General features: G+C 60.7%; 15 protein-coding genes. 7 read left to right on the top strand and 8 right to left on the bottom strand.

Annotated features, from left to right (window positions below; genetic code table 11):
* Positions 1-201 precede the first annotated feature (201 nt).
* The 4 genes from QQ977_RS16595 (at position 202) to QQ977_RS16610 (ending at position 6,085) form a co-directional block, all read left to right on the top strand.
* The gene (locus tag QQ977_RS16595) at positions 202-1,146 is read left to right on the top strand and encodes a hypothetical protein (RefSeq protein WP_285928800.1); all 945 of its coding nucleotides are present in this window, start codon (positions 202-204) and stop codon (positions 1,144-1,146) included.
* A 2-nt stretch (positions 1,147-1,148) separates the two neighbouring features.
* Positions 1,149-1,454, top strand: a complete 306-nt coding sequence (locus QQ977_RS16600; protein WP_008446351.1) for a hypothetical protein — start codon at positions 1,149-1,151, stop codon at positions 1,452-1,454.
* A gap of 2 nt (positions 1,455-1,456) precedes the next feature.
* Positions 1,457-3,622 carry a type B DNA-directed DNA polymerase gene (locus QQ977_RS16605; RefSeq protein ID WP_285928801.1) on the top strand — a complete coding sequence of 722 codons (2,166 nt, stop codon included), beginning with the start codon at positions 1,457-1,459 and terminating at the stop codon, positions 3,620-3,622.
* A gap of 1,185 nt (positions 3,623-4,807) precedes the next feature.
* On the top strand, positions 4,808-6,085 hold the full coding sequence (locus tag QQ977_RS16610) for a Cdc6/Cdc18 family protein (RefSeq protein WP_049987539.1): 1,278 nt from the start codon (positions 4,808-4,810) through the stop codon (positions 6,083-6,085).
* A 186-nt stretch (positions 6,086-6,271) separates the two neighbouring features.
* Here QQ977_RS16610 and QQ977_RS16615 read toward each other — a convergent pair whose 3' ends face one another.
* On the bottom strand, positions 6,272-6,595 hold the full coding sequence (locus QQ977_RS16615) for a hypothetical protein (protein WP_285928802.1): 324 nt from the start codon (positions 6,593-6,595) through the stop codon (positions 6,272-6,274).
* A gap of 138 nt (positions 6,596-6,733) precedes the next feature.
* Between QQ977_RS16615 and QQ977_RS16620 the strand changes: the two genes are divergently transcribed.
* The gene (locus QQ977_RS16620; RefSeq protein ID WP_285928803.1) at positions 6,734-7,660 is read left to right on the top strand and encodes a helix-turn-helix transcriptional regulator; all 927 of its coding nucleotides are present in this window, start codon (positions 6,734-6,736) and stop codon (positions 7,658-7,660) included.
* Positions 7,661-7,672: 12 nt separating this feature from the next.
* Here the strand turns inward: QQ977_RS16620 and QQ977_RS16625 are convergent, their stop codons facing one another.
* Positions 7,673-8,902, bottom strand: coding sequence for an RNA-guided endonuclease InsQ/TnpB family protein (locus QQ977_RS16625; RefSeq protein WP_285928804.1), 1,230 nt, complete (start codon positions 8,900-8,902; stop codon positions 7,673-7,675).
* 138 nt (positions 8,903-9,040) lie between these two features.
* Here QQ977_RS16625 and QQ977_RS16630 point away from each other — a divergent pair, with 138 nt between their 5' ends.
* Positions 9,041-9,844 (top strand): DUF6036 family nucleotidyltransferase, encoded by an 804-nt coding sequence (locus QQ977_RS16630; protein WP_285928805.1) that lies wholly within the window; start codon positions 9,041-9,043, stop codon positions 9,842-9,844.
* A gap of 11 nt (positions 9,845-9,855) precedes the next feature.
* On the opposite strand, the gene QQ977_RS16635 is transcribed toward QQ977_RS16630, so the two are convergent.
* The 5 genes from QQ977_RS16635 to QQ977_RS16655 form a co-directional block, all read right to left on the bottom strand.
* On the bottom strand, positions 9,856-10,671 hold the full coding sequence (locus QQ977_RS16635; RefSeq protein ID WP_285928806.1) for a hypothetical protein: 816 nt from the start codon (positions 10,669-10,671) through the stop codon (positions 9,856-9,858).
* A gap of 89 nt (positions 10,672-10,760) precedes the next feature.
* Positions 10,761-11,708 (bottom strand): ArdC-like ssDNA-binding domain-containing protein, encoded by a 948-nt coding sequence (locus QQ977_RS16640; RefSeq protein ID WP_285928807.1) that lies wholly within the window; start codon positions 11,706-11,708, stop codon positions 10,761-10,763.
* Positions 11,709-11,796: 88 nt separating this feature from the next.
* The gene (locus tag QQ977_RS16645) at positions 11,797-12,144 is read right to left on the bottom strand and encodes a hypothetical protein (protein WP_285928808.1); all 348 of its coding nucleotides are present in this window, start codon (positions 12,142-12,144) and stop codon (positions 11,797-11,799) included.
* 71 nt (positions 12,145-12,215) lie between these two features.
* Complete coding sequence (locus QQ977_RS16650) at positions 12,216-13,217, bottom strand: DUF6610 family protein (RefSeq protein WP_285928809.1); 1,002 nt, start codon at positions 13,215-13,217, stop codon at positions 12,216-12,218.
* A 122-nt stretch (positions 13,218-13,339) separates the two neighbouring features.
* Positions 13,340-13,561, bottom strand: coding sequence for a hypothetical protein (locus QQ977_RS16655; protein ID WP_285928810.1), 222 nt, complete (start codon positions 13,559-13,561; stop codon positions 13,340-13,342).
* Positions 13,562-13,629: 68 nt separating this feature from the next.
* Here QQ977_RS16655 and QQ977_RS16660 point away from each other — a divergent pair.
* A protein-coding gene (locus tag QQ977_RS16660; RefSeq protein ID WP_285926427.1) for an IS630 family transposase occupies positions 13,630-14,630 on the top strand; the annotation gives its coding sequence in 2 pieces (ribosomal slippage) (positions 13,630-14,122 and positions 14,122-14,630; 1,002 coding nt in all).
* A 54-nt stretch (positions 14,631-14,684) separates the two neighbouring features.
* Here QQ977_RS16660 and QQ977_RS16665 read toward each other — a convergent pair.
* Positions 14,685-15,845, bottom strand: coding sequence for a hypothetical protein (locus tag QQ977_RS16665; RefSeq protein WP_285928812.1), 1,161 nt, complete (start codon positions 15,843-15,845; stop codon positions 14,685-14,687).
* Positions 15,846-15,872 lie beyond the last annotated feature (27 nt).

Here is a 15,872-nt window from a genome sequence, read left to right on the forward strand (position 1 = left end):
GGATTAACCAACATTCCGCCGTCGATACGCACCAGTGTTGGTTAACACGAAGACCGCTCGATTCAGGAACTATTCTCGGAAACGGGTTCAAAACAGAGCCTACTGGGAACTGTACCGGGATTGGAGGGGACCAAGTCGAGTTCCCTGAAACGCGGAAGTGCCACGCCGCGGCTTATCGGGAACGTAGACAACTAGTCGAGTATGGGAGAACACTCAACGTCGAACCGATTGGCGGTGGACCAGCCAACACGGGGCGCTGACCGCAATCGGTCCCTTGCTGACCAGGCCGATCCAGCTACGGACGAGATGTTGTTGCCGGCACTCGAGGACGGCATCACGCTGCTCGACGTGGAAGGAGGCCGCGGCGTCCCGATCCTGCAGTCGCTCGTGCTCGACCATCTCCTCCTGCACGACGGGCCCGCCTTCTGGGTCGACGCAAATGGTCACGCGACGACGACGACACTCGCTCAGATCGCGCCCAGTCAACGGTTGCTCAACCGAATTCACGTCGCCCGCGGATTCACCGCCTACCAGCACTACGGCGCCGTCTGTGATCTCCCGTCAGCGGTGAATAAGGTAATCCAGTCGTCCACCGCCGGTTCTGGGGCGGCCGGTCAACGGGCACCAGGTCGCGACGAGGACGCATCGCCCCACACGCCCGCCCTCATCGTCGCGCCGGCCGTCGACGCCCAGTACCGCGCCGACGATACCCTCGGCGAAACCCACGCGGGAACCCTTCAGGCTCGAACTCTCGCTCGGTTGGCAACCTACGCCGAGGGGTACGACATCCCGGTGCTCGTTACGCGAAACGAACGAAACGAATTCACCGAATCAGTCGCGACGGTCGCCGACCACCATCTGGAGTGCGAGCAAACTCGGATGGGGCCACGGGTCATCGGCGAGGACTTCGAGACGCTCGTCTATCCCGTCGACGACGGCGCGTACTACCAGACGACATTCGCGTACTGGCGGCAGCTGCTCGCGGCACGCGCTACGCAGGTCGGCGTGGAACCGACGACGCTGGCGCCGTCGACGCCGACCTCGGAGGGTGTCGGGACGGGCGTCACAGCTGACGGTGAGACGGTGGCGGCAACCGCGGACCCCCTGCTCGATGCGTGGACGGCGACCGGGACAGGAGGCCGATAGCGATGGGGCGGACGAACCCAACCTACCGAGATGCGCTGCGGGCTATCGAAGAGCGCTGGGCGGAGTTCCGGCGGGCACTGCGGCGTCGCGACCAGCCGCGATTCGACCGGCTGTTCGAGTACGCCCGCGAGCACGCCGACGCGAGCGGGCTATTGAACCACCAGAATCCGCTGCTGCCGGCGCTACTCAGCATCGATCTCGAACAGGAGGGCCGACTCGACGACCATGAGGAGCGCCTCGAGGAACTCGAGGCCGCGGTCGCAGCACGCGATGACCAGGAGAGCGCCCCGCCGGACGCGAACCCGTGACGATGCCGTTCAGTATCGACTTCCTCGACGACGGCCGCGTCCTGGAGTGGGAGGCAACCGCCGATGGCGCCGTCGCGACCGAGTGCGATGACTACACCCCACGCTTCTACGTCGCCGCTCGCGACCCTGATGACAACCTTGACCTCACGACACTCCAGTCGGTGTACGACCAGCACCCGGATGTCGTCGCGACCGAGATGGTTGCGCGACGGCCGGGCTTTCGACGAGACGAGGAGACCGTTCTCGCCGTCGACGTCGCCCACATCGACCGCGTCACCCCACTCGTCCGGCAGGCACGCCAGTTGTCGGACTATCCAGTCGGGGATCTCGCCTGTTTCAACGTCGACTTCTCGCGAGAGTTCCGGTACTGTCTGGAGACCGGTGCCGATCCGACACCCGCGAGCGAGCTGTCGACGCTCCGGCTCAGTATTCCGGTGACCGAAACGAGCAACGACGTCTACGAGAAACTGTCCGCCGCCGGCGACACCGTCACCGGCTCGCCGACGGATATCCTGACCGCCGTCCAAGGGGCACTCGAAGCGCACGATCCGGATGTCCTGGTCTGCTCAACCAGCGAGATCGTCCCGACCCTGTACGAGATGGCGACGGACGCCGGCGTCGACGACTTCTCGCTGAGCAGGTGGCCGGACGTCGACTATCAGCAGCTCGCGAGCCGGTCGACGTACTCGAGTTACGGCCGCGTCGGTCACTCGCCGGCGCGGTACAACGTGCCTGGCCGGGCGATCATCGACGAGTCGAACACGTTCTTCTACGGGGAGACGAACCTCGACGGCGTCCTCGACCTCGTGTCGCGCTCGAAAAAGCCCGTCCAGGAGCTCGCGTGGGCGTCGATCGGGAACGTGCTCACGGCGATCCAGATCTGCGAGGCCCACGACCGCGGCGTCCTCGTGCCGTGGAACTCCTGGCGCCATGAGTTCTACAAACCGATGGGGACGCTCCACGACGCCGACCGCGGCGGCTTCATCTTCGCACCCGAGGTCGGCCTCCACGAGAACGTCCACGAACTCGACTTCTCCTCGTTGTACCCGAACATCATCTGTACCCGGAACGTCTCGCCGGACGTCATCCGGTGTAGCTGCCACAGCGACCGCGACGACGTCCCCGGCCTCGGGTACTCAATCTGCGACGACCGGGGCTACCTCGTCGACGTGCTACAGCCGATCATCGACGCTCGCGACGAGATCAAGGCGGCCATCCGTCGCGAGAAGGAACGAGACGACCCCGATGAGGATCGACTGGCAGAACTCGAGGGGCGTTCGGGAGCGCTGAAGTGGATCCTCGTCGCCTGCTTCGGCTATCAAGGGTTCAGCAACGCGAAATTCGGCCGCATCGAGTGCCACGAAGCGATCAACGCGTTTGCTCGCGAGATCCTACTAACGGCGAAACAACGGCTGGAAGCTGGCGGCTGGCGCGTCGTCCACGGCATCGTCGACTCCATCTGGGTGACGCCGGACCCCGACCTCGACGACGAGGACCGCGAGGACCTCGAGACGCTCACGACGGAGATCACGGAACGTGTTGAGATTCGGCTCGAACACGAAGCCCACTACGACTGGGTGGCGTTTGTGCCGCAGCGCGAGAGCGACGCTGGTGCGTTGACGAAATACTTCGGGAAGGTCGCCGGCGACGACGAGTTCAAGATACGTGGTATCGAAGCTCGGCAGCGCTCGACTCCATCGTTCATCGAGGACGTCCAGCGGGATTGTCTCGAACGGCTCGACGCGACTCGATCCCCGGATGCCGTACTTGACTGTCTTCAGGACGCGATCAGTCGCCTCCACGCTGGGACGGTGCCGGTCAAGCAGCTCGTCGAACGGAATCGTGTCTCCAAGCCGCTGGAAGGGTACACGCAGAACACACAGAACGTGGCGGCGCTAAAGCGGGCTCGCGACCAGGACCTCGCCATCCACCCGGGACAAGACATCCAGTACGTGGTCGTCGACGACGAGAAGAGTTCGCGAGAGCGGGTCGCGTTGGCTCACGAAGAGACGGAGTCGTACGATGCGTCGTACTACGAGACGCAACTCGTCAGAGCTGTCGAGAGTGTGCTGGCACCGCTTGGCTGGGATCGGACGGAGATTCAACGCGAGATCGCGGAAACTCGGGAAACGGACCTGGCCGCCTTCACCGAGATTGAGAGATGTTAACCAACACTATCGAGGTGTCGAGTGATTTGTTGGTTAATTCTGAGTGGAGACACGGAAGGGAGCTGGAGAGAATACCTCGCCCACACACCCCTCGTCCAGAGTGAAAACCGACCAGAGGTGTGGGGTGAGGTCCACGGGAAACGGGGGTTCTTGTGAGAGGATATCAGCAAGAATCACGGAAAGACTGTCTGAAACGGGAGAAAACGGAAGAAATGGAACAGCAAACACGAGCAGCGGTTCGAAACCACCCGGACGAATGCCGCCTTCGTCCTCTTCTTTGTGCTGAATGCACTTGGAGAGTGGTAGGAAGTGGGTAGTAATAAAACCTCTAGGTAATGCTATGAAGATTGGTATGTTTAGAGGATCTTCGACTGTGTGACGACCGCTGTTAGAGGGATACACGCCTCACGTCTTGTGATTTCAGTACTTCCCAGCCGACTCGTCGTGTGGTTTCCACCCGGTGAGCTGTGGGACTCTCGTAGCGTTTCACTCTGGACGAGGGGTGTGGGGGTTCGATTCCGTCGTCCGTGTATTATGAGACGTTGAAGGAACAATCGTCATTCTGACTATTCGTCAACCAGCGAAGCGGCACCAAAGCCGAAATCGGGATTAGTATCTCCCGACCTTCCTCGTCAACCGGAATCAGGAGGCCCAATCCCAACAGTTCCGATTGTACCCTGATTTGCTTCGGCTGGAGATCTGACCTGCGTCTTCACTCTTGATTGGGGGTGCCGACGAACGCTCGACACCATCACTCGAGGTTCACACTCCACTCCAGCTCGTCACACCGGCGCTTTCACTCTGGACGAGGGGTGTCTGCCGTGCGTCAGACGCCCAGGGCCGATGTGTCCTCTCATAGATATGATTGATTACCCGGTTCGGGAGATACACTCTGGACAGGGGGTGTCGTCTCAACCAAGTACGCTGCTCCCGGATGGAGGACTATTCACTCTTGACCAGGGGTGTGTCAAACCCGCTCCAGTCCGGCGTTTTCACTCTGGATTAGGGGTGCCGGTCTGCGTCAGTAACTCTCGCTCCGAATCCGATTTCACTCGGGACCGGCTCGACTCTTTGTGAGGATGATACGCCAGCGACAAAACATCAGAAGACGACCATAGCCCGATTTACACTCTGGTCGAGGTAGCCAAATCATTAAGTAGGTCCCATCCGCGATGTCTGATATTGATGGCTGAGGAACCGTCCCAACTCTCTGACTTCGACGGCCGCTACGAGGATCCCGCTGACGATCCCCTCTTTGACTTTGATGAAGACGACCCCGACCGCGCCAACATTTTCGCTCGCAAAGAGCTGCTTAAGGTGGGCCACGTCCCTGAAAGTGGCCGTATCGTCGGCCGGGATGGCGAGATCAAGGCCGTTGCTGCTGAACTCAGACCGATCGTTCGTGGCGATCCGCCCAACAACGTGATTATTTACGGCAAAACGGGAACCGGGAAGTCACTCGTTGCCCGTCACGTCACCGAGCGAGCCCGGCGAGCCGCGGAGTCGAACGGTGTGTCCGTCGGCACGGTCTACGTCGACTGCGCGCAGCACAACACACAGACACGCGTCGCGAGGACAGTGACTCGTTCACTCAACGAGACGGACGAGACTGACTTCGATATTCCACGCGCAGGGATTGGCAGCGGTGAATACTACGACTATCTCTGGGAGATTCTGGATACTGCCTACGAGTCAGTCATCATCATCCTCGACGAGGTGGACCGACTCGATGACGATGATATTCTTATGCAGCTCTCGCGGGCTCGCGAATCGGGGAAAGCGGATTGCCACCTGGGCGTCATCGCAGTCAGCAACAAGATCGAGTATCGCGACCAGCTGAACGAACGCGTCAAGTCCAGTCTTCGCGAGGAGGAGTTCGTCTTCCAACCCTACGACGCGAATCAACTGCGCGAGATTATGAAGCACCGACGGGACGCGTTCCACGATGGCGTTCTCTCGGATGATGTGATCCCGCTGACGGCGGCACTAGCCGCTCAAGAACACGGTGACGCCAGAAAGGCCATCGAAATTCTTCGTCACGCCGGCGAACTGGCCGAACGAGAAAACGTCGATACAGTCGTCGAGGAACACGTTCGCGATGCCCAGGAGTGGGCTGAAATCGATCGCTTCGAGGAGCTTCTCCGTGGATCGACGACCCAAGTCAAATTCATCCTCTATTCGCTCGCGCTGCTCACCGAAGAGAATCCGAACGAGGACGGGTTTTCGACCAACCGTATTTTCGAACGGTATCAGGCGACGACAGAGAAGGCTGATGCGAAGACTCTCAGCGAGCACCGCGTCTACGAGCTGTTGAAAGAGCAGGCGTTCCTCGGTGTCGTTGAATCAACTCGGACCGGGGGTGGCCGGGGTGAGGGCAGTTATCTCGAGCACCGGCTGGTTCAGGACACCGGTATCGTGTTGAAATCTGTCCTCCGGGACAGTCGGCTGGAAGACTTGGCCTAGCTGCCGTTTCGGTCGCTGACCACACCCCTGATCACGAGTGTATCTCTCGACACGTCGGAAACGCGGGGTATCTTCTCTCCGAGTTTTACTTGTCTTAGTTGACCGGACCCATTCACACTCTGGGGGGTGTCCTCTGCTACGATACTAATTGCGCGCGACAAACATCCGGCTTCGGTTCACAACCGTTTACTCGTCGGGGCTGACGGGACCTTTATACTGGGAACGTACCTTATCTCCCTCCCGCCACTGCCAGTAGTAGTAGCGATTGTCGTTGATCTCCTTGATCGTGATCGTCGCTTTGGCAGGGACGTCGTCTGGGAGATCGTCTGGTCGCTCTTCGACCTCTTCTTGATTTGCCGATTCCTCGAGACGGGCCTCGCGTTCCTTGTGCTCGGCGAGCGCTTCAGCGTACGTCGCAACGTCTCGGAGCTGTTCCGGGTCCGACTCGTTGAGCGTGTTGACGATCTCCGTCGGGAGGTTCGCTGGTGGGGTCGGGGGTTCGTAGGACATCGGCTATACTCGTGTTAACCAACACGGCCCACAAATCCATAGTTTTGTTGGTTAAGACGATGGAGACGGTTCTCGCGATTGCTGGCTGTAACACTATACGAAACTTCTTTATATACTAGTTTCGTACTATGTTACACCGTGCTCCGGCGCATCGAACTCGAGGTCCTCGCCACGGTCGACCGCGGCGACACGATCTCCGAACTCGCGACGAAGCTCGACCACAGCGAGAGTTACCTCTCTCGTGCCGTCGCCGACCTCGTCGAGAAGGGACTCGTCTACACGGAACGCGACGGCCGCCGAAAACGAGTCATCCCGTCAGATGCTCGCGCCGTCGAACTCTACCGGGACCTCGTCCGTCAGCACTCCCACATCGACTTCCCCGAACTGCTGACCAGCAAGGCACTCGAGGTGCTGTACTACCTCGACCAGCCGCGAACCGTCTCCGAGATCGCCGGCCGGAGCGACAACTACCGCAACACGGTCAACCGCGTCCTCAAGCGTTTTCGCGACCGTGGGCTCGTCGGGACGGCCGACGGCCACTACGAGTTCAACGCCGACTTCGACCGCCTCCACGAGTTCGCCCGTGAACTCGTACACCATCTGCATCGCCACCGCCTCGAAGCCGTTGCCCCGAAGGGCACGATTCTTTGGGAGGACTACGACGAATTCCTCGCCCAGGCCGAGACGGAGATCGACGCGGAGGCGTTCCACGAAACCGGCCTCGCTCGGTTCGCGGCCTTCGACCTCCAGTTCCTGCTCACCGGCCATCGCTACTACGTCTACTCCGAGGATCTCGACGCAGTCTCGCCGGCGGAACTTTGCTGTCACACACTACTGATCGACGACGGCAGCCGCCACCGCTCGTACTGTCTCCTCCTGCTCAGCCACGTCGACGTCGACGAGGCGGACCTCCGAGAGCAGGCGGCTAAGTATGGCCTTGAAGCCGAAATCGACGCCTTGCTGCGCTACCTCGAGACGCACGGCGAGGTTGATGACGAGCAGCTCCCGGAGTGGGACGAGTTCCAGGAGCTGGCGGCTGAGTACGAGGTGCCACTACCACAGTAAGCTCACTACGGTCTAGGTGCCGTGGTGTTCACCGTGGACTCCCGCTCTGGCCGAATCCGGCAGGGGCTTGACCCCGTTCGCGTTCAGCATCCCGGTGTTCAAGCGCACGCCTACGGGTGCGCCTCCCTCGCCCCCAGTTTGGTTGCGAAGGAGTCGATAGCCGATGTTCTTCGCTGCGTTGTAGTCCGCGTGGTTCTCGTACCCACAGGACTGACAGCAGAACGTGTCCTGCGACGGGCGGTTTTCCGTATGGGTGAAGCCACAAGATGAACACCGTCGGGATGTGTTCTTCGGGTTCACTTGTTCAACCTGGATCCCGCGTACCTCAGCCCTGTACGAGACGTAGTCGTACAGACGACGGAACGCCCACTCGTGGAACTTACGGGCGTCGGGCATCCGATCGCGGATATCCGTCAAGTTCTCGAAGGCGATCACCGTGCAGCCATTTTCAGCTGCCTCGTCTACGAGTTCGTTCGCGACACCGTGAAGATACTGCTCGAAGCGTCCCGTTTCCTTGCGCCCGACTGCTTGGACGTTCTCGTGGGCCCACCGCGACCCACACTCTTGGAGCGATTTGCGGCGCTGAACGTACTCCTGTCGCCAGTGGTTGAGTTCGTCGGCAGACCAGAACACGCCAGTCGAAGTAACGGCGATGTTCTCGACCCCGAGGTCCACACCAAGAACCGTTCCGTTCTCGGCTGGAACGGGGTCGTCCACATCCGCCTTTGTTCGGACGTGGAGGTAGAAATCGCCACGGCGATAATGGAGTGTCGCACCAGTAGTCTCCCACTTGTTGCTCTGCAGATATTCGGAGAAGGGCGTTTCACGGGTTACCTCGGGAATGACGTACTCGACAGTGACGCGTCCCTCGACGGTAGATAATGAGGCGTGGTCGTCGTGGAATGTGGCGTTCCGCTGGTTATATTCCACGAACGGCGAGGTGAACGTGGGCAACGAAGCGTACTCACCCTTCGACCACTTCGCGACCACACTTTCGAGTGCGTCAACGGCACGGTCGCGAGCCGACTGAACGTGATTGCTGTGAAGCCGTGTCTGCTCGCGTAGTTCGTCGTAAGTCAGGTCGTGCAGGACTGACTTGCGAGTCTCGGCCCATTCGCCGTCCCACGCAGCATCTACGACATAGTTGGCGGCCCACCGAAACTCGTCGATGGTCTCGTGAAGCAGGTCCGCCTGCTCTTCGGTCACATCGAGTTTGACCGGAACAGTGCGGTGGACCTCCATATACATCACAAAACAACCTGTGATTAAAAGTATTAATAAGGAATAGTAGAGAGTCAACCCTGCTATGGACTGTGAGACGGCTCACGAGTGTCGGTTTTATCCCACACCCGTAGTCTCGGGTACTCCTATTGATCTACTATGAGACCCACATTCGGACGTGAGTACATCGAGAACGAATTCCAGCGAATCGGAGACGGGCTATCTGAACCGCTCACGGTCTACCTGATCGGTGGTGGCGCGATGTCGCTGCGCGACCTCAAGGGGGCGACGAAAGACATCGACCTGGTCGTCCCGGATGGCGACGCATACGGGCAGTTGTGGGCGGTCCTGATGGACCTCGGGTATGCGGAGGTCCAGTCGCTGGATCCAGATTACCGGGCGCTTGGCGCGACGAGCTGCGTCGAGAACGACGACGGGTGTCGCCTCGACATCTTCAACCAGCAGGTCGCGAACAAGCTCGTGCTCACCGACGGGATGCAACAGCGCAGCGAGCAGTTCCTCGACACGGATCGACTGACGGTCCGGCTGGTCAGCAACGAGGATATTTTCCTGTTCAAGGCAATCGCAGGCCGCGATGACGACATCGAGGACATGAATATGCTCGTGCAGGCCGGCCTCGATTACGACGTCGTCCGGGATGAACTCGAAGCCCAGATCGAACGCCTGGGTGACGATCAGTTCGCCACGTTCGCGAACGAGGCCCTGGTCGAACTCGAGGAGCGGTACGGGGTGACCACACCGATCGAGGCCCGTGTTCAGGAGCTCACGAATAGGTACTACCGGGGGCTCGAAGTCCTCCAGGCACTCGATGAACCGATGACCGTCGACGAACTGGCCGCGGAACTGGAGCTGGATGACGAGGAGGTTTGGGACCGGATCGCGTATCTCTCAACGTTCGACCGGGTCCGTCGGGATGGCGACACAGTCCGTCCCGTGGAGTAGTCTGGCCACGACTACGGGGAGGGAAGGCGGCCGTCTGGACGGGGAACGCGGCCCCGTTTGATCTCGTGATCGACGCGACGCAGATGCTTGCAGCCGCCTTCGGGTGAGCGCTGCTGCCAGTCGGGACAGGTACACGATTCGTCGACGACGTCGACTTCGTACCTGTTGCCGGACGCGGACTGCACCTCGTAGCGGCCACCTTTCGAGAGGAGTGAGACGTCCATCGCTTCGGCAACGGCACGCTTCGTGCGGGGCTCAAGATCGTCCTCCGACTGTGCGTTCTCGTCGACGACCAGTCGGTCGCGAACGTCGCCCGTTCGGCCACCGTCGGGAGCGACGGCTTCCGCAGGCCCCCTGAGCCGCTCGTGGAGCAGTTCCTCCACCGGATGGCCTTCCGGCCACAGGTAGTGGACCTCGCGGCGCTCGCGATGGTCGTAGGAGCCGCACGCCGCTGCGCACCCAGTCCAGACGCGCCAGGCACCGAGCGCGCCCATCACGTCGACGATGGCGCGGGGAACCGTCTGGTGGTCGTCCGGGAAGAACACCCGGAAGCGGGTACACGCCTCCTGCGGCGGGACGGTCTCCCACCAGTCTTCGCTGGAGCTCCAGCTGTCGTACATCGCCTTGTCGTTCCCGTAGCCGACGGTCACGCCGTTGATCGGCGTCCAGTCTGCTGGGAGGTGGTCCGCTTCGCCTTCAAGCACCCGAAGAACGGCGTATCGGAGGTACTCGTGGGCTTGGTTGTCTGTCGTTCGGGCGACCTGATCGTGCTGCTCGGCGACGTGCTCGGCTTCCTCGAGGACCGTCGTGAGATAGGGTTCAGTCATTATTCGACGGAGGTCAGAACGCGCCTCCGCCCCTCCGCGGGCGCAGAAAAACTTAACCAACAGAGCGGAAGGGGCCATCACTCTGTTGGTTAACCAGGTTGGGACGAGGATTCGCTCTCGAGAACGTCGATGAGTTCTTCTGCCGTTCGACTAATCCGGCCGAGGCGCTCGCGGACGACCTCGGGATCGTCCGACTCCCACGCAGCGAGGTAGAACGCCGACCCGCTGGTGTCCAACCCACAGTAGCGCCCGACGACGTACGCGACGGCTTCGGCCTCGACTTCGCGTTTCGCCCGTTCGGTGCCGTCGTCGACGTCGAAGTGGAGCAGAGCGTGGGCGTACTCGTGAATCAGCGTCCGCGCAAGGTCGGCCTCGTTCTCCCGATCGCGCACCTCGACGAGCGGCTGGACGTCGACGAGACTCAGCTGCTCGCAGATGCCCTTCGCCTCGCCGTGGGTCCACTCCTCGGCTGGAACGATCCGCACCGTCACGCCGAGGTCGTCAGCGGCGACAGTCAACTGTTCGACGAGGTCGCCGGCGTCCCCGGTCGCTTCCGTGTCCAGGTCGGGAAGCGGCTCGCCTTCGGTCTGGGAGATGTCGAACACCGGAGCGGGCTTGAACCCCACCAGGCCCTCGGACCACTCCTCCGGCGGCGTCTCGTCGTACTCACAGTCACTGTCCTCGTGGTAGCTCGGCGAATTCTCGCACTCCGGGCACTGCTTGGAGATGATCGGCGCCCAGATCCAGATGGCCGACTCACCCTCCGTGACGTGGCGGTCGAACTCCTCCTGCCACGTCCGGTAGCCCGCCACCCGGCTCGCCTCGGGACACTGCCGCTTGATGAGGAGCGTGTTCCGGTAGGAGTAATCGTGGAAACGACTCTGGACATCGAGCCACTCTTGGAACTCTTCGCTGGCCTGCGCGTCGTCGACGCCGGCGACGAGTTCGTCGATCCACTGTTCGATGGTACTGTTCATCTCGTCGGATCGCGTGTCGGTCTGGTCGAAGGAGACCGACGAGTCTCTGGTCGTAGCCATTGTGTTCACCGAATCGAATTTACGGCGACTGCGTCTGTTCAGACCGCGCCGCACCCCTCAGGGGGCGTTCAAAAAACCGCTCTGTCGGTCAGCGGAGCTCGTGGCGTTCGTTCGCAAAGCCAATCGAGACGAGGTACTTGAGGAACTCGTCGAACCGCTCAACGTCGCTAGGCGTGTCGGTCGCAAGGTGACGCGCCCACTCGATGGCCCATTGGAAGGCGGGATCCGTGCCGCCCTTGCCGTGAATGTACCACCACCGGGCCGCCTTGAGAACCACTATGGGATTCGTCGGCGGCTGCTCACCGGCGAGCCCACGGGTGATGGATTCGATTTCATCGGGGACGTCGGCGGGATCGACCTCCGCTGATTGCGTGTTGTCGATATCGACCGGGATCTCGTCGATCGAGACGTTGTCGGGACGCTGTTGTTGACTCACTGGAAGTCACCTCTGAGGGCTCTCGAAGGATCCCTCGCCCTCTCTGGGGGCACGAAAAACAGGTCGCGAAGTCACGCCGGCGGTAGGTAGACGCTCTGCTCGCCGGCGATTTCCTCCAGGTTGTTCCGGTGACGGTGGCTGAAGTAGCACTCGTAGCTGCAGTATCCACAGACTGCGCCAGTATCGTATTCGGCGACGTACGGGCCGCGGCGAGTTCGCCAAACGTTCGTCCCGCACTTGGTACAGGCGGCGTGCTCGAGATCGGCAGGACTCGGTCCCTCGTACTCGATGTCGAGCCCCTCGTCTTGCGGTGTCGTTTCAGGCCAGATTCCGTGCGCCATCCAGAACTCACGGACGCGAGCGAGGCTGTGGCGCACCGTCTTTCGCACGGTGACGTGGTCGGCGTCGCGACCGCTGTCGTCCCAGCCGTCGGCCGTCCAGAATTCACCGAACTGCGCGCCGCGATGCAGCCCGTTCCAGTCGACGCCGACGATGTCGGCTGGTGGCTCGTCCGTGAGTGTCGGTCTGGTCAGCTGTCGAATGGCATCGAGCTGCTTGGGCGGACTCCCACCGAGGATGTGGACGCGCCGACCTCTCCAATCGGCAGGGTCAGAGAACTCGTGGGCCAGGCGGTCGGCGTATCCCCGTGAATACCCGAGGACGAGGGTCTCGGGAATTGCGTCGATCACCGCCCGCGACTTCGGAACGACGATGAGCTCGGCCTCGGGATAGCTCGCTTGGATCTCACGAGCGGCAGCGACGTGGGCGTCGATGTCGTCGGTATCGTCGACGTCCCCGATGACCCCGACCTCTGGTTCGTGCTCGAAAAAGCGGTCGACGAACCGCTCCAGATCGGGATTCCGGAAATCGTTGTCGAGCATCCCAACAGGAAGGCTGAGGTTCTGATACTGCGTCCCCTGGTACCCACAGTCCTCGCGAAAGCCGGGAAGGAAGCCGAGGTCGACAGCGTCGACGACAAACGGCGCTCGATGCAGAAACGCCACATAGTCTGCTTGTCTGGCGACGGCGATTTCGCGGGCGGTGCTGGCGCTGGAGCTCAGCTCGAGGGACATGATTAGGCTCGCGAGGCCGCTGCTGGCTGCCCCGCACCCTTTCAGGGGTCCGAAAAACCGAGGCACAGCGGATTAACCAACAATAGGGAAATCACGCGGAGGGTGTAGGTTAAGAATTGAGCTTACTCGTCGTTCTCACGCAGCTCTTCAGCCTTCCACTTGAGCCGGCGCAGAATCTGCGTCCGATTCTGGTGGGCGTTCTCGTAGGCAACACACTCTTGGAGGGTTTCCATATCCGGAATCGTCGCGATCCCTGCCTTGACCAATCGGTAATTCGGTGCTTCAAGACGCTTCTCAGGTGGGAATTCGTCGTCGCTCCCGTCGTTAATCGTGGACTGTTCCATCTCGGTAGACCTCCACCTCTCTATAGTAACCGTTAGAATTTTCCGCCCATAGATTGTTGCTACTTCTAATGGATCATCTCGACGATATCTCCGTCGAAGAACTTCACGACGCACTCGACAACGTCGAGGGAAGGAAGCCGACACAACGGCTGTTAGCGGCAATTGCGTACAAAAACGGCGTTACGCAGACCGAACTAGCCGAGTGGCATAACACCGGCCGGCGAACAATCTATAGTTGGCTCAAGCGACTCGACACTGACGAGTCGCTTGAGCAGGCCGTTACTGATGCTCATCGGTCTGGAAGAAAGCGAAAACTCTCAGAAAAAGAGCAACAAGAGTTCGAAGAAACAGTCCACAGGTCTCCTGAAGAAGTTGGCTTTGACGCGCCGGCGTGGACGCCGGCGCTTGTCCAGCAGCATCTCGCCGAGACCTACGATGTCGAGTACTCAATCCCAAGCTGCCGGCGGTTGCTCAAAGAAGCGGGATTGAGCTTCCAAAAACCACGCCGTACAGCCGCCGAATCAGATGCTGAGGACCAAGAAACGTTCCGCGAGGAACTCAAAAAAAGCGGCGGGAAATGGACGCCACAGTAGTCTGTATCGATCAAACCAAGAAATCCGTCCAAGTTGAGCCGCGTGCCGCGTGGTTTCCTCGCGGCACGCGACCGTCTGTTGAATTGTCCGGACAACGCGACTGGACGTGTCTCTTAGGCGCGATCACCGAGGACGGTGATCGCTTTTTCTCTCGATTTGAAGAGTACGTTACCGCCGATCACGCAAAACATTTCATTCTTGCGTTATGCCAAGAGTTCGAAGATGACTTGATTATTGTGTTGGATGGAGCGCCATATTTTCGGGCGTCGGCCGTCACGGACCTGGCGGCCCGTGACGACCTCGCCTTCGTGACGTTGCCAGCGTATTCACCTGAGCTAAATCCGGTCGAAGAGTGCTGGAGACAACTCCAAGCAGCACTCAGCAATCGCTTCTTTGACTCACTCAACGAGCTCACAACAGCGATTGATACCGCTATTGATCAACTCTCGCTTCCAGAAGTGAGCAATTACTTCTAACGCCTACTATAGGGCGAGAAAAACAGAACAGACGACTACATCATCGACGCGGCGTCAGGCCATCGCCTCTTGGAACCGCTCCCGGAGCGCGTCCTCGCGTTCCTCGAACTGCTCGACTTTCTCCTGCAGGTCGTCGCTGACGCGTTCGATGCTCGCCAGTGCTCGTTCGCCGGCCAGCGAGGCTTGTGACCCGTCGTCCCCGTCCGCCTCTAGCTGCTGCTCGTAGGCCTGCTCGACGCGCTCGATCGTTCCTTCCGGGTTAAACAGGATGTCGTTGGCGATGCGGACGTACTGATCGAGAGAAGCCCCTTCTTTCCCCTGGAAAAAGTGTGTAAGTGCGTACGTCGCACCGGAATGCAGCGTCCACATGTCGATCTCGAAGGGGGACGCCGCATTGGCTTCCGCATCGCCGGCGGCACGCTCGGCCAGGTAGTCCGGGAACCCCAGCAGGGTGTAGAACTCCGTGACGGTGAACGGGAGCTCCGAGAAATCGAGTTCGATGTCCTGGGCGTCCTGGATGAACTCGAAGAGGTCGTCGGCGACGAGTTCGATCTGTGCGAGGAGTTCCTCCCACCAGGTCCGGAAGTTCCGGACGTCGCCGACGTGTTTGATGACCTCCTTGTCGGTGAGCGATCGCATCGTGTTCGAGCAGTAGCCGTCCTGGGCGAATCCCTCCACGTAGACGGCGTGCTCGCCGAAGAAGTCGTAGCCCGACGTGACGCCCATCGTAATCGGGTCTGCCCGGCCGGGCAGGCGCACCTCGAGGCCGTCGAACATGATGTCCATGTGGACCTCGCCGCCGCCCCGGTAGCGCCGAACCTCGCCGAATATCACCTCGCCCAGCGGCGTCCCGTCGATGGTTTCCTCGCGGAGGACCTCCTCTAGCGGCCCGTAGACGTCGACTGGGTTGATGATCGAGTAGCTGTCTGTGGGAACGTGGAACAACGGGTCCGTCTCCGCGTCCTCATCTCGGGCCTGCTCCCGAGCCCGACTCGGCTCGACGAGCGCGTTGAACCGCTCTGTCTCGACCCACTCGTCGGTGAATGGATTCTGGTACGCCACGGTCGTCTCGACGGCCTGCGGAAGATCGCGGACCGCCTCGGCGAAGGTCACAGGGTCTGCATCGCTATGCCGCTCTCGGTACCACTCGGGTAGTTCGGTGTCGGTACGTCCATCGACGCCAGCGAAGATGGTTCTGGACTCTGGATCTTTCATCTCAGTCACCTCATTTCAGGAATCCTC

This window comes from Natrialbaceae archaeon AArc-T1-2 (assembly GCF_030273315.1).
In the GTDB taxonomy this organism is placed as follows: domain Archaea; phylum Halobacteriota; class Halobacteria; order Halobacteriales; family Natrialbaceae; genus Tc-Br11-E2g1.